Here is a 13,343-nt window from a genome sequence, read left to right as displayed (position 1 = left end):
CGACGTCGGCGATCGTCGGCAGCGCGCGCTTGCGCTCGATCGCCTGCTCGCGCGACGCGCGCGCGCCGGTGACGACGATGTCGTCGACCGGGGCGTCTCCGGACGGCAGCGGCTCTAGCGGTCGGCCGTCGGCCACGCCCGTGCTCTGGGCCGAGTTGCCTTGGGGCGGCGTCGTAGTCTGAGGAGCCGCATAGGCGGTCGCCGAAACGGCCGCTCCGCCTAGAATCAAGGCGCGCGCGGAGCGGACACCGGCCAATGCCAGACCGGAAAAGCTGAGCAACATATGTATTCCCCTGACGTCGGGGTCGGCGCTACGGCGCGCGGATGACAGCCGCGTGATGGCGTCATGTCGGTTGTGCGACAACCGCCGGGGCGCGCAGGTCCGGGAGGGTGGGGCGAAGCCGAAACGTCACATCGCGCTGGTAACCGCCGGGCCGCGCTACGAGAGTTCCCGCCCATGACCGTCAGCATCTCCCGCCGTTCCATCCTTCAGGCGGCGTCGCTGCTCCCCGCCCTTTCGCTGCTGTCCTGGCCTGCGCTGGGCGCGCCGACCCAGGCATTCACCCACGGAGTTGCCAGCGGCGATCCCGGCCGGCGCGGCGTGATGCTGTGGACCCGCTACGTCGCGGCCAGCGGCGGCGAGACGTCGCTCCGGGTGGAAGTGGCGGAGGACGAGCGTTTTACACGCATCGTGTCGCGCGGAACGGCTCGGGCCGGCCCGGCGACGGACTATTGCGCGCACGCGCGGCCGGACGACCTGAAGCCAGGCCGCTGGTACTATTACCGCTTCACTGCGTCCGGCGGCGTCACCTCGCCCGTCGGGCGCACGCGGACACTGCCGGACGGCCCGCTCGACCGATTCCGCATCGGCGTGGTCTCCTGCGCGAACGCGACGTCGGGCTGGTTCAACGCCTATGCCCATGCCGCCGCCCGGGACGATCTCGACCTGATCGTCCATACGGGCGACTACATCTACGAGTCGCCGGTGGACCGCTCAGACGCGCTCGCCGCGCTGGCGGCGGCGCGCGATGTGCAGCCCCGGGGCGAGGCGGTGACTCTCGCCGACTATCGCCTCCGCTACGCCAGCTACCGCGCCGATCCTGCGCTGCAGGAGCTGCACCGCCGTTATCCGATGATCGCGATCTGGGACGATCACGAGGTCGCCAACAACAGCTGGCGGGGCGGGGCCCGGAACCACGGCCCGGAAGAGGGTCCGTGGACCGCGCGGGTGGCGGCGGGGATGCGCGCGCACCGCGAATGGCTGCCGATGGGCCGGGCCGATTACGATCGCTATCGGATCGGCGACCTGGCGACCCTGTTCCGGCTGGAGACGCGGCTGCTCGCGCGGACCGAACAGCTCGACATCGGCGTGGCGCTGCGCGGCGCGACCGATCCCGCGCGCGCGGCCGCCGCGTTCCGCGACGGACCGCTCGCCGATCCCGCGCGCACGATGATGGGTGGGGCTCAGGAGCGATGGCTCGCGGACGGGCTGGAGGAGTCGACCGCGGCGGGGATGCCGTGGCAGATCCTGGCGCAACAGGTGATCATGGCCCCGACGCGGCTGCCTTCGGTCACCCCCGCCTGGTTCCCGCCCGGCACGACCCTGGCGCCACGCGATCAGGCCGAACTGGCCGCGGCGGTCGGGCTCGCGAAGCTCGGCCTACCTATGGGGCTGGACCGATGGGACGGCTACCCGGCCGCCCGCGCACGCCTGCTCGCCGCCTCCGACCGAGCGCGGGCCGATCTCGTCGTGCTGAGCGGCGACAGCCACAATGCCTGGGCCTACGATCTCGAACATGAAGGCAAGCCCGTCGGCGTCGAACTCGCGGGCCACAGCGTATCGTCGCTCGGCCTGGAGAAGCGGTTCGGCGGCGACGAGTCAGTGATCGCTCGCGACTTCATGCGGACCAACCCCGGCCTGAAATGGTGCGATACCAGCAGGCGCGGCTACATGACGGTCGACATCACCCCGGACCGCGTCGAGAGCGAATGGCTGTTCCTCCCCGCGCGCGAGGAACGGTCCACCACGCTCCTGGGCCGTCACCGCATGACAGTCCCCCGCCGCGCCAAGCAACTCGTCGCCGCCTGATCGGAGGTACCCGTCGCGGCCGACTGGGTTGGGCGCCTCTGGCCAAGCGCGTGCACCACATCTTGCCAACAATTAACCCGACAATGCTCTCCGCTTGGTGGCGAATGCGGCAAGGCCGTGGAGGCATTCGAGGTTTCGATCGGAAGCGCGGACCCGTCCGTTACGGATACGCGCAAGTAGATCTGGCATACCGGGTATGAGAGATTCTGCCGGAACCCGGCCTCAGCCTTGCCGAGAGATTTCGCTTAGCCTGCTTTCACGAGCTCGGTGTGATCAGGTACCGAATAGAAGTCTCGAGCGCGATGTGCCAATCGCCTGCGGCGAGGACTCACTTGCGGTCGCTCAGGCCGTCATCGCGGCTTCCCGGAACTGGACATTCATTAAGCTGACATTTTCAGCTTCGCGTGTGGCTGAAGCATTGCATTAAGTTCTGAGCACAAGGGGACACTAAAAAACGACGCACCTTGGACGACCCGGGCGGGCTCACGCCATTCGCGCCTGGAACAGCTTGCCGCCCTCGATGACGAGGACGATCAGGAGCGCGCCGACGCCGATACACAGATATCCGAGCGCCAGCGGGTAGGTCGTCCCGTCATAAGCTTGTCCGATCGCCGAGCCCACCATGACGGCGCCCAGGCCGGTGATGAACCCCTGCACCGAGGACGCGGTGCCCGCGACATGGCCGACCGGCTCCATCGCCATCGCGCCGAAATTTACCCCGCACAGCCCGATGCAGGTCATGGAGAGCGCCTGAAAGGCGATGAACGTCCATAGCGTCTCCGCGCCGGCGGCCGTGACGGCGATGTGCAGGAGCGATAGCACGATTAAGGCGATGAGCGCCGTCTGCGAGATCATCCGCGTCCCGAGCCGCACGACCAAGCGGCTGTTGAAGAAGGCGGCGAGCCCCATGAAGAACGCGCAGAGCGCGAACAGCAGGGTGAACCGCTCGCCGGCACCGAACGTGTCGGTGAACACCTGCTCGGCCGAGGACACGAAGGCGATGATCCCGCCGAACGTCATCGATCCCGCCAGCGCGTAGCCGATCGAGTATCGATTAGTGAGCGTCAGCCGGTAGGCTTCGGACAACGTCGCGTTCGAGATGGCCCGCCGCCGCTCCGACGGCAGCGTCTCGGGCAGCCGAAGCGCCGCCCAGGCCAGCACGGACGCGGCGAAGGCGGCAAGCGCGTAGAAGATGAAGCGCCACGGCGCGAACTCGAGCAGCCCCGCTCCCAGCGTCGGCGCGAGGATTGGGACAAGAAAGAATACCATGGTCGCCATGGACGAGATCCTGGCCATGCGCCTGCCGGAATAGCTGTCTCGGACCATCGCGACCGCCAGCACGCGCGTGGACGCGGACATGAGGCCCTGGAGCACGCGCGCGCCGATCAGCGCCGCGAACGTAGCCGCGCTCGCGGCGAAAACGCTCGCCGCCACGAACCCCGCCAGCGTAACGATGAGCACGGGCTTGCGCCCGTACCGGTCGGCCAGGGGACCGTAAGCGAGCTGGCCGAGGCCGAAGCCGAACAGATAGCTGGTCACGATCCACTGCTGGTCGTTGGCGCGGTCCGCCCCCAGCTCGCGCCCGATGGTCGACAGCGCGGGCAGCATCAGGTCGGTGCCGAGCGCATTCACCGCCATGATCGCGGCCACGAAGGCCACGAACTCGCGGCGGCGGATGCCGGGATGAGGTTGTGGATCGGTCGCCATCAAGGGCCGCGTAGGCGCGCGGAGTCGCCAAGACTAGTTGGGAGCGGGAAGGCGAAACGGCGATTGCATCCGATCACGAATGCCGCATGATCCCGCCTCGGCTTCGAGCCGTGCGAACGGGGGAACTATCATGATGATCATCTCAAGAACGATGGCGATGTCGGGCGGTGCGCTTCTGGCGATCGCGGTCGGCTGCCACGCCGCGCCGACTCGCGCGCAAATCGCGCCGGCCGAGGCGAGCCCGAACATCGCCGACGACATCGCTCCCGGCGAGGACGTCATCGTCACCGGCTCGCGCATCCGCCGCGATCCCACCGACCAGCCCTCCCCCGTCGTCACCGTCGACGAGCAGGCGATCGCGCGCACCGGCTTGTCCTCGATCGCCGACACGCTGCAGCGCATCCCGAGCTCCGCCGGCGGGCTGAACACGAAGAACAACAATTCGGGCAATTTCGGCAATCCGCCCGACGGCGGCGGCGTCGGCGCGGGATCGGCGACAATCGACCTGCGCTATCTGGGCGCCAGGCGCACGCTCGTGCTCGTGGACGGCCTGCGCTATGTGAACGGCGCGTCGGCCAGCGGCATCCCGGGCTCGGTCGACCTGAACTCGATCCCCGACGTGATGATCGGCCGGGTCGAGGTGCTCCAGTCCGCCGCCTCGCCGCTCTACGGCTCGGACGCGATCGCGGGCGTCGTCAACATCATCACCAGATCGACCCAGGATGGCTTCCGCGCCCAGGCGCAATACGGCCAGTATCTCAAGGAAAACGACGGCGACACGCAGAATTACCAGCTCAGCTGGGGCAACGGCTCCGCCGAGCGCGTCGACTTGGTGGCCGGTGCTTTCTATGTGAAGCAGGGCTCCGTTAGCGCCGCCGACCGCGACATCTCGCAATTCCCCAACCCCGGCCAGACAAGCTGCGGGGACCCGATCGGCGGCTGTTCCAGCTTCACGCCACTTGGCCGCTTCCTCGTCAACAACCAGAACCTGACGCTGCGCGGGCCGGTGACCGGCCGCCGATCGGTGTACGACCCGACGTTGGCGGGGGGCGACTTTCGCGGCTTCACCAACGGCGACCGCTTCAACTTCGCGCCCTTCAACTTCTTCCTCACGCCCAACGAGCGGTATGGCGGCTTCGTGAACGCCCGCGCCGAGCTGAGCGACGCGGTCAATCTGCGGATCAAGGCGATCTACAACCGACGCACGTCCCAAAACCAAGCGGCGTTCCTGCCGCTGCCGATCGGGCCGGATGCGGGCGGCGGACCGCAAACGCGGACGATCTCGATCGACGCGACCAACCCGTTCAACCCGTTCGGCCGCACCCTGTCGGGCGGCGGCGACGGCCAGCCCGCCAGCTATTCGGCGATCTTCCGCCGGCTGGTCGAGGCTGGCCAGCGGACCTACAGCCAGACGGTCGACACGATGACGGTGACCGGCACGCTCGATGGTCGTTTCCAGATGTTCGACCGCAACTGGTTCTGGGACGCGAGCGCGGTGCTGGGCTATAACGACGCCAAGCAGGTGTTCACGGGCAACGTGAATATCGAGCGCGTCCAGCAGGCGCTGGGACCCATCAACCAGTGCACCGGCACCTGCGTGCCGCTCAACCTCTTCGGCGGCGTCGGCTCGATCACGCCGGAGATGCTTGGCTTCATCGGCTTCGACGAGCGCGCCCGGTCGTCGCAGCGGCTGACCGACTATACCGCCAACCTGTCGGGCCAGCTGTTCGACCTGCCTGGCGGTCCGGTCGGCATCGCGGTCGGTTACGAACACCGCGACCAGTTCGGGAGCTTCACCCCCGATCCGCTCATCCAAGCGGGCCTGGGCGCCGACATTCCCGCCCAGGCGGCGCGCGGCCGCTTCAACGTCGACGAGGTTTACGGCGAGGTCCGGCTGCCGATCCTGCGCGACGTGCCGTTCTTCTCCAGCCTGGAGATGAACGGCGCCGTCCGCTACTCGGACTATTCGACCTTCGGCGGCAACACGACGCTGACCGGCGGCGCGCTCTGGAAGCCAGTCCCCGATCTGCTGTTGCGGGGCAGCTATGCCGAAAGCGTCCGCGCGCCCTCGATCGGCGAGTTGTTCGGCGCGCAATCGCGCTTCGATCAGTCGCTGGCCGACCCGTGCTCCAACGTCGCCGGCAGCGCGTTCCGGAACAACGCCACCGCCCGCACCAACTGCATTGCCGACGGGGTGCCCGCGAACGGCAGCTATGCCGAGCCGGCGGGCCAGTTGCCGGTGATCACGGGCGGCAATGCCGAGTTGCAGCCGGAGACGGCGCGCACCTTGCTGTTCGGCGGCGTCTACTCGCCGGGTTGGGCGCGCGGCGGCTTCGCCGATGCACTCAGCCTCGAGGTCAACTACTACGATATCAAGGTGAAGGACGCGATCGCCGGGATCCCGGCCAACGTGCTGTTGAACCGCTGCGCGTTGGGCGCGGACGCGCTGTCGTGCGCCGCGACGACGCGCACCGCCAACGGCTTCATCTCGGCGATCAACGGTTTGCTGCTCAATACGGGCGGTATCCGCACCAAGGGTATCGATGCCACCTTCAACTTCCGTACGGCCGACACGGGAGCGGGCGTGTTCGGTCTGGCGGTGATCGGCAACTATCTCCTGCGCTACCAAGAGACGGTGCCCGCCACCAACGGCACCACAACCACGCGCTATACCGGTACCGAGCGCGGCAGCCCGGACCAGGCCTATCCGCGCTTCAAGGGACTGGCGACGATCGACTGGGCCGTCGGCCCCGTCACCGCGTCGGTCACCGGCCGGTTCATCGACAACGTCACCGAGATCCAGAACAGCAACGAGCTGAAGGAACGCCTGTACACCGACGCTCAGTTCATCTTCCGCCCTTCGGTCCTAACTAGCCGACTGGCGTTGACGGTCGGCGTCAACAACCTGTTCGATAAGGACCCGCAGGCCTGCTTCTCCTGCAGCCTCAACAACTACGACCCGACCACCTACGATGTACCTGGGCGGTTCGGCTATCTGCGATTGTCGTACGGCATCTAACGGTCGATGCGGGGCCGGTTGTGCGCCGACCCCGCATCAACATTCGTGCGATGTGAACGATGAAACGCGATTGGCTTCGGCCGTGACGACCCAAGGTCAGTCATTCAGGATCGTTCTGCGACTTCTCCAAAGCGGACGCTTGTTCACGTGCGGCGGATGCGGTGGAGAGGTGATAGCGGCAACATGGTGTAGGGTAGATGACGATCTCTCACGGCCGTCAGCGCTGACCTGAAAAGAACTGCGGCTGCCAACTGTAGGTGTTTTCATGCCAGTTCTCGCGTAGCTGGGAGTCCGCGTTTGCACGCGAGCGCGATCATCGTAGCTGCGACCATTCCCCAACCGACCCGATACCAGCCCACGCCCTGAGCTCCACTCAGGGTCGGCGGCAGCGGCACGCCGGGATAGCCACCGTACCTGTAATGCGGGTCTTGCCAACCAAGCCTGCTCAGCGCGAGTGAGCCGATCAGGTAAAAGACCATGTACCCCCAGCCAGCGAGCTTGCTCGGCGCGAGCGACTGGAGGAAGAGCGCCAGCACGCCCAACAGTAGCCATTCGTACGACTTGGGAAAGGCGTACCATGCGAGGTACCCGGCCAGCATGGGCCGCTGGCCGTTCGCAACCTCGGTCAATGCTCCGGCCGCCGCGCTGGTCAGGGCCAGCAGCAGAAGCAGCAACGCCAAAGTGATGAACTTCGGCAAGACCAGCACGGCTCTGCCGGCCGGGGTTGCCGCGACGATCGAAGCGACATTGTGCTCGCGCTCAGCCCAGAAGAGCTCACCCGCGAAAAACAACGCGACCACAATGGGCACAAGCCGAAACGAGTTCGCCAGCGCTGCGACGGTCGCCGGGGTTCCTGTCACCCGTGCTGCCGCTGCCGCTGCCGACGCCAGCCCCATTAACAGCAGCACCGCAAAGACCGGGGTCATGGCCGCGCGGCGGACTTCCAAGAGTGTGCGCACCCAAAGCTGCGCAGCAACGATGCTCCACCCGGGGCGGGCGTGCAGCGAACGCGCCGTCCGCCGTTCGCCGACGGTTTGATCGGCGAAGTTCGGCGGATCGGCGCGATGCGCTTTCCCTGTACACCGTGCGTACCGCACGCCCTTCCACGGCGCTCGCCTGGCCGCAAGCCATGTCCCGAGCGCAACCATCGTTACGCCCACCGCAAGCCATACCAGGCGATTTGCCAGGAGCGCGCCGCCGAGTGTCGGCCAGGTTGCATCGCGCTGCGCAGGACTCCACCCGGCGGTCACATCGGCCACCGCAGCAAGTCCAAACGGCTCCAGCAGACTAAGCCCGGCGCTCCCGCCATCACTTGCCAATCCGTACAACGTCAGCAGCCCGGCGGCTCCGAGCAAGGAGCCGGTCATTGAGCGCGTCAGGGATGTCAGCGCAAAGAACAGGGCACAGGCGAGGAAGAGGTTGGGCAGCGCCAGCGCGAAAAATGCAAACAGATGAGCTCCCGTCGGTCCCAAGCCGAGTCCCAGCACGGTGCCGCCTGCTCCAAATGCTAAAGGGACTGACAGAAAGCACAGCAGCACCGCTCCGAAGGCACCCAGGAACCGTCCGAGAGCATAGCTGCGGGGATCGACGGCCGTGGCGCGGACCAGTTCTCCGAACCCGGTGGCCTCGTCCCGCTGAACAGCCTCGCCCACGAATGCCGCAGCGGTGAACAGGAAGAACAGGGTCCAGACCAGGTGTGTTCGGACGATCTGCGCGGCGCCGGTGCGTGCGCCCTCCTGCGACAGCCCAACCCGGAGTTCGTCGATGGCCATTCCGCCTGCGACCATCATCGCGGAGACTGCGAAGACGATCCAGAAGACGCGCCCGCCGATCTGCTGACGAACCTCTTGCCAGACCAGGCGTGCGGTCACGGCTCAGACCCTCCTCGTTCAAGCGCGGCGAAATACGCATCCTCCAGCGTTGCTGTAACACGCTCAAACTCCGGTCCCGGACACGCATCGGCAAGCACGCGCACGGATCGGCGCCCACCCGCGAGCCGCCGCGACAGCAAGGTCGCATCGCCGACGCCAGCCTCGGCCGGCCCGCGCCACACCCGCGCGTCAAGGGCCTGGGCCAGCGCGGCCGGAGCGTCATGGGCCAGCACTTGCCCCGAAGCCAGCACCGCTACGCCAGCGCATAGATCCGCGACATCGTCGACGATGTGCGTCGATACGATCACGACGGCGTGTCCGCCGAGGCCGAACAGCATCTCGTGGAAGCTGTTGCGCTCAGCCGGATCCAGCCCCGCTGTCGGCTCGTCCAGGATGATCAGGTCCGGATCGCCGATCAGCGCCTGCGCCACGCCCCAACGCTGGCGCATACCCCCGGAGAATGTCGACACGGCGCGATCGCGCACGTCCCATAGGTTCACCAGACGAAGCAGCCGCTCGGCGGCATTACGGCGCTCGCCTCGCCTCGTCATTCCCTTCAGCACCGCGATCTGATCGAACAGAACCTCCGCCGATACGCCCGGGTAAACACCGAAGTCTTGCGGAAGGTAGCCCAGCCTCCGTCGCAGTGCGCGAGGTTCCGCAAGCACGTCTATCCCGTCGAAGCGCACCCGACCGGCCGAGGGTGGCTGCAGCGTCGATGCCACCCGCATCAGCGACGATTTCCCCGCGCCATTAGGGCCGAGCAGTCCAAATAGCCCGCGGCCAATCGACAACGTCACCTCGTTCAGCGCTCGAGTCCCGTCAGGGTAGGTGTGGGATACGGCCTCGATCTCAAGCATGCACTGCGGCCCGTAAGATGGCTAGTCGCCGACGCGCGTAGCGCGCTGGTTCAGCACGATGCGCATCGATCCTTTGGCTGTGGTGCCGGTCACCGTTGCCCGGCCAACGAAGCCTGTCCCGTCGTAGGTGCCTGACCGAACGACCTGCACGGGCTGCCCCCGCTTTTGCGGACAGGTAAGCGTCTGATTATATTTGCCATCGGCGACGCGTTGAACGTCGATATGGCACCGCTCCTTCGGATCGGGCGCGATGAGCGCCTCCATCCCGTGCCCCGCCAAGAGACGCTTGCGATGCGTTTTCGACTTCCCTTCCATCATGCGCGCCATGAACCTGGGCAGGCCGGGTACGGACATTGCGACGGTAGTGGACGTGATAGCCCAGCTGCCCGGCGCTAGCGCCGGGGCTGCGGCGAGCGTGGCGCATGGGAGAAGAAAGAGAGCTGCGGCCAGCTGTCTGAACATGTCTCGCTATGTACTGTGTGAGCTTCCGTAGAGCCAGCTGCTACGGCTTGATCACACCTACTGAAACGGAGACATCGCGTGCGCTGCTCTATGGAGACCCGGATCCGCGCGGGGGGAGGCCCATCCCCGGCCGCTCACGCCGACTTCGAGGCTTCCCGAAATTCGATATCCGTTCAACTTGCGTCTTCGGCTCGGATTGATCAGCACTCCCTACTGTCGCTCAGTCGGCCTGTCCCGACGCCGCTCATGAGAAGCTTCCGCTCTCCAGCTGCGAGCTTGGCGGGTTGAACTTGATGCACTAAGTATCTGTTCCAACAGCAGGTTGCCGTCGCCCTGAGCTACGTAGGAGTATGAAGCTATGCGGTTGTCCCTCGTCGCGATCACATCGTTGTTGATTACGACGCCTGCTTGGGCCGGAGCGCGCGAGCCTGGTCAGACGGACACCGGCGCAATTGCGTCGGTGCTCGGTAATTCGGCCGCTCAGGACGCGCTTACGGGAGCCGTCGACCGCCTCGCGAGCATCGTGTTGGACACCCGTGTGGGTCCGCTCGCGGCGCTCACGGATGAGAGCGGCGACGTCGAGCCGGATGACACATTGCGTGACGTGAAGGAGCGCGAGGAGCCGGGTTTTGAGCGTCGTCTACATAGGAACACCCGTCGCGCAGTGGCGGCAGCCGGCAACGCAGCGGGCGCAGCGGTGACCCAGATGGCGGAGCTTCGCCGTACGGCCGAGCGGCTGGAGAAGGTGCTCGGTCCCGTACTCGGCAAGACCTCGGGGGACTACTGACCCAGAAACCGACATTCCGGCCACCTTTTCAGCTGCTCGGAACCGGACGCTTATTCAGGTTTCAAATCGTGGCAGCCCCGGCCGTGTTCGGGCCACGGGACTTCAGTTAGACAGCCCGGGATTGAGGTTGGAAGGTGTCATGAGCGGTCCGTCGAAAGCGTGGGATGGTGACCTCGTTCGCAAATGGCTGGAACGCCGCTTCGAAGCTGCGAAGCTTGACCAGGCAGTGGCGGACAGGCGGGGGTACGAGGCACAGGACGATTACGACAAAGCGGCCGCCGAGGAATGGGTCTGCCGGATCCTGAAGACCGCTGGACGCATCGATGACCAGGCCGCGTTCGCGGCGCAACTCAAGGAGCTGCTCGCTCAAGACGAGTATGGGATCACGGGCATCCATGACGACCGACGCTTCGATCGGTACGTCCGAGCAGACCTTCGCAAGCTTGCCAAGATGACCAAGGCGAATGACGGGTTCGCGAACACCTTGCGCTATCAAGGCTGATGCGCCGCGGCGTGGGCGGCGCGCGAGTTCAGGAAGGCGAGTAAGGCATGGCCCGCAAACATTCGAAGCATGGTGATCATACCGACCTGCCGGACGAGGACGCCGCTCCACCTCCAGTGGTGGCCTGTTGGCTTTGCGGCAGGCCCACCGGCAAGACCATTGTCTGGCATCACCCTGTGCCCAAAAGCCGGGGCGGGCGCGACGTCGTCCCCATGCACCCGATCTGTCAGCAGACGCTGATGGCCAACTTCACCAACTCCGAACTGCAGCGTCATGGGACGGATGTCGATGCCCTGCTGGCAAATTCGGATGTGCGCAAATTCGTCGACTGGGTAGCAACGAAGGATCCGGATTTCACCGCGACCACGGCCAAGAAGCAGCGCTGATCAGGCCGTATCGGCTCCAAGCGATCGAGAGCGTCGCATCGCACCCGCAGGTGCCCGGGACGACAGATGCGCGTTCGTTCTCCCAACCTTTAGCCGGTCGGTTTCGCTCGGTGCTCCGCCAACAGCTGGTCGAGTTCGTCGATCCGAAGCCGCTCCGGTGTGCCCTTGGCGAATCCTTCAAGACGGCACTCGGCCCAAAGTCGCCTGCGCTCGGACTTTAGCGCTCGAAGGTAGGGATCAGCCTATCCTCATCTCCTGCTGCCACCTCTTCCTGTGCGGGAGCGACGGGCCGCCGCGGTGAAGCTGTTTACCGCATCCTCCTGGGCGAGCTTGCGCCATCGTTCGACGCGAGCGGGGTCGAGCACCCCTTCCGCCATCGCAGTCCGGATGGCGCATCCGGGCTCGTCGGCATGGGTGCAGTTCGCGAACCGACACTCGAGCGCTACAGCCGTGACGTCGTCGAACACGTCGATCACGCCGGAGGCCACTTCTGACATTTGCAACTCGCGCATGCCCGGCGTGTCCACCAGCCAGCCGCCCCCGTCCGCGCCGCCGGCGAGGCGGTGCATCTCCCGTACCGTCGTCGTATGCCGGCCCTTGCCGTCGTCCTCGCGGACGGCCTGCGTCGTGATGCTTGTCGACCCCGTCAGCGTGTTGACGAGGGTCGACTTGCCGACACCGGACGAACCCACCAGCGCGACCGTCTCTCCCGCGCCGCAGTAGCTTGTGAGGCGGGCGGCGCTCCGCGGATCGCGCCCGTCGATCAGTTCGACCTGCAAGCCCGACTGGAGCGAGCGCGCCGTGTTGACGAAGCGCTCAGGGGCAGGCGACAGGTCGGCTTTCGTCAGCACGACCACTGGTCGGACGCCCGCCTCGCGCGCGAGCACGAGATAGCGTTCGAGACGTGCGACGTTGAAATCCTGGTCGCATGACGTGACGACGAACAGCGTGTCGATGTTTGCGGCGATGAGCTGGACGCGGCGCTCGTCGCCCGGGGCCGGCCGCTTGAACAGGCTCGCTCGATCGAGAATGCGCATGATGCTCCGGGTGTCCCGGTTGATCAGCAGCCAATCGCCGACCGTGGGTCGATCCTCTGCGCCGGCTCGTGCGGGCAAGCCGGACGGAATCGAGTCCTCGAAGCATTCGCCCGAGACGGTCACCCTTCCGCGATGGACCGACATTACGCGGACCGGTTGGCGATCATGCCCCTCCTCGGCGGCGACCTGTTCGCTAAACAAAGGCTTCCAGCCGAGTTGGGCGAGGGTAAGGCTGCGCGTGTCTGTCATGCCGTCGGGGAGCCTAGAGACCGCCTGACCCATCCGCATCCGGCGTTCCCTGTTCGGCCGCCCGTTTGTCCGCCTTGGCTTGTGCCTTCTTTGCGGTCTCGGCCGCCTTGGTCCTTTCGCGCTCGCGGCGCTCGAAATCGTAGTTCGGTTTCTTTGCTATGTCGGTCGCTCCGGGGCTTGGGATACCGGCTCGAGCAAATCGCCCGCCCTCCAGGCTCCCGCCTTCCGGCTACACCGATCCGCCGTTCGCGGCTAGGCTCGCAGCGAGGGTCGCCAGCGCGCGGTTCGGTTCAGGCTTGTCCTCCTATCACAATCAGGGTGGACTTGCCCCGGAAAAGTGGAGAGGTATTTGCTCAGCTGGCCGCCTGTCGCTC

Annotated in this window: 11 protein-coding genes; 5 read left to right on the top strand and 6 right to left on the bottom strand. The window is 66.3% G+C overall.

What is annotated here, in order from left to right; all coding sequences use genetic code 11:
• Positions 1-283 (bottom strand): hypothetical protein (locus tag ACFE71_RS12450; protein WP_375429112.1); only part of this gene is annotated, 283 nt, incomplete at its 3' end.
• A 174-nt stretch (positions 284-457) separates the two neighbouring features.
• On the opposite strand from ACFE71_RS12450, the gene ACFE71_RS12445 reads away from it, so the two are divergent.
• Entirely contained in the window at positions 458-2,089 is a 1,632-nt protein-coding gene (locus tag ACFE71_RS12445; protein WP_375429111.1) for an alkaline phosphatase D family protein, read from the top strand.
• Positions 2,090-2,572: 483 nt separating this feature from the next.
• On the opposite strand, the gene ACFE71_RS12440 is transcribed toward ACFE71_RS12445, so the two are convergent.
• A complete protein-coding gene (locus ACFE71_RS12440) occupies positions 2,573-3,796 on the bottom strand; it encodes a multidrug effflux MFS transporter (protein WP_375429110.1) in 1,224 nt (407 codons plus the stop codon).
• 133 nt (positions 3,797-3,929) lie between these two features.
• Between ACFE71_RS12440 and ACFE71_RS12435 the strand changes: the two genes are divergently transcribed.
• On the top strand, positions 3,930-6,815 hold the full coding sequence (locus ACFE71_RS12435) for a TonB-dependent receptor domain-containing protein (protein WP_375429109.1): 2,886 nt from the start codon (positions 3,930-3,932) through the stop codon (positions 6,813-6,815).
• A 263-nt stretch (positions 6,816-7,078) separates the two neighbouring features.
• Here ACFE71_RS12435 and ACFE71_RS12430 read toward each other — a convergent pair whose 3' ends face one another.
• From ACFE71_RS12430 to ACFE71_RS12420, 3 genes are read right to left on the bottom strand one after another with little or no spacing between them, the layout of a single operon-like run.
• Entirely contained in the window at positions 7,079-8,686 is a 1,608-nt protein-coding gene (locus ACFE71_RS12430; RefSeq protein WP_375429108.1) for an ABC transporter permease, read from the bottom strand.
• The gene (locus ACFE71_RS12425; protein ID WP_375429107.1) at positions 8,683-9,546 is read right to left on the bottom strand and encodes an ABC transporter ATP-binding protein; all 864 of its coding nucleotides are present in this window, start codon (positions 9,544-9,546) and stop codon (positions 8,683-8,685) included. Before ACFE71_RS12425 ends, ACFE71_RS12430 begins: the two co-directional genes overlap by 4 nt.
• A gap of 21 nt (positions 9,547-9,567) precedes the next feature.
• Complete coding sequence (locus ACFE71_RS12420) at positions 9,568-10,008, bottom strand: DUF3617 domain-containing protein (RefSeq protein ID WP_375429106.1); 441 nt, start codon at positions 10,006-10,008, stop codon at positions 9,568-9,570.
• Between the two features lie 358 nt (positions 10,009-10,366).
• Here ACFE71_RS12420 and ACFE71_RS12415 point away from each other — a divergent pair, with 358 nt between their 5' ends.
• The 3 genes from ACFE71_RS12415 to ACFE71_RS12405 all read left to right on the top strand — a co-directional run bounded on the left by ACFE71_RS12415 (position 10,367) and on the right by ACFE71_RS12405 (position 11,683).
• Positions 10,367-10,795 (top strand): hypothetical protein, encoded by a 429-nt coding sequence (locus ACFE71_RS12415; RefSeq protein ID WP_375429105.1) that lies wholly within the window; start codon positions 10,367-10,369, stop codon positions 10,793-10,795.
• 139 nt (positions 10,796-10,934) lie between these two features.
• Entirely contained in the window at positions 10,935-11,297 is a 363-nt protein-coding gene (locus ACFE71_RS12410; RefSeq protein ID WP_375429104.1) for a hypothetical protein, read from the top strand.
• 47 nt (positions 11,298-11,344) lie between these two features.
• Positions 11,345-11,683 carry a hypothetical protein gene (locus ACFE71_RS12405; RefSeq protein ID WP_375429103.1) on the top strand — a complete coding sequence of 113 codons (339 nt, stop codon included), beginning with the start codon at positions 11,345-11,347 and terminating at the stop codon, positions 11,681-11,683.
• 248 nt (positions 11,684-11,931) lie between these two features.
• On the opposite strand, the gene rsgA is transcribed toward ACFE71_RS12405, so the two are convergent.
• Positions 11,932-12,720 (bottom strand): ribosome small subunit-dependent GTPase A, encoded by a 789-nt coding sequence (rsgA, locus tag ACFE71_RS12400; protein ID WP_375429102.1) that lies wholly within the window; start codon positions 12,718-12,720, stop codon positions 11,932-11,934.
• Between the last annotated feature and the right edge of the window lie 623 nt (positions 12,721-13,343).

Source organism: uncultured Sphingomonas sp. (assembly GCF_964237155.1).
Lineage (GTDB): Bacteria > Pseudomonadota > Alphaproteobacteria > Sphingomonadales > Sphingomonadaceae > Sphingomonas.
This window is presented reverse-complemented; position numbering and strand designations above follow the sequence as displayed.

Coding starts and splice junctions, on each gene's coding strand:
- ACFE71_RS12445 (WP_375429111.1), top strand. CDS start 458: ATGACCGTCAGCATCTCCCGCCGTTCCATCCTTCAGGCGGCGTCGCTG.
- ACFE71_RS12440 (WP_375429110.1), bottom strand. CDS start 3,796: ATGGCGACCGATCCACAACCTCATCCCGGCATCCGCCGCCGCGAGTTC.
- ACFE71_RS12435 (WP_375429109.1), top strand. CDS start 3,930: ATGATCATCTCAAGAACGATGGCGATGTCGGGCGGTGCGCTTCTGGCG.
- ACFE71_RS12425 (WP_375429107.1), bottom strand. CDS start 9,546: ATGCTTGAGATCGAGGCCGTATCCCACACCTACCCTGACGGGACTCGA.
- ACFE71_RS12420 (WP_375429106.1), bottom strand. CDS start 10,008: ATGTTCAGACAGCTGGCCGCAGCTCTCTTTCTTCTCCCATGCGCCACG.
- ACFE71_RS12415 (WP_375429105.1), top strand. CDS start 10,367: ATGCGGTTGTCCCTCGTCGCGATCACATCGTTGTTGATTACGACGCCT.
- ACFE71_RS12410 (WP_375429104.1), top strand. CDS start 10,935: ATGAGCGGTCCGTCGAAAGCGTGGGATGGTGACCTCGTTCGCAAATGG.
- ACFE71_RS12405 (WP_375429103.1), top strand. CDS start 11,345: ATGGCCCGCAAACATTCGAAGCATGGTGATCATACCGACCTGCCGGAC.
- rsgA (WP_375429102.1), bottom strand. CDS start 12,720: ATGCGCATTCTCGATCGAGCGAGCCTGTTCAAGCGGCCGGCCCCGGGC.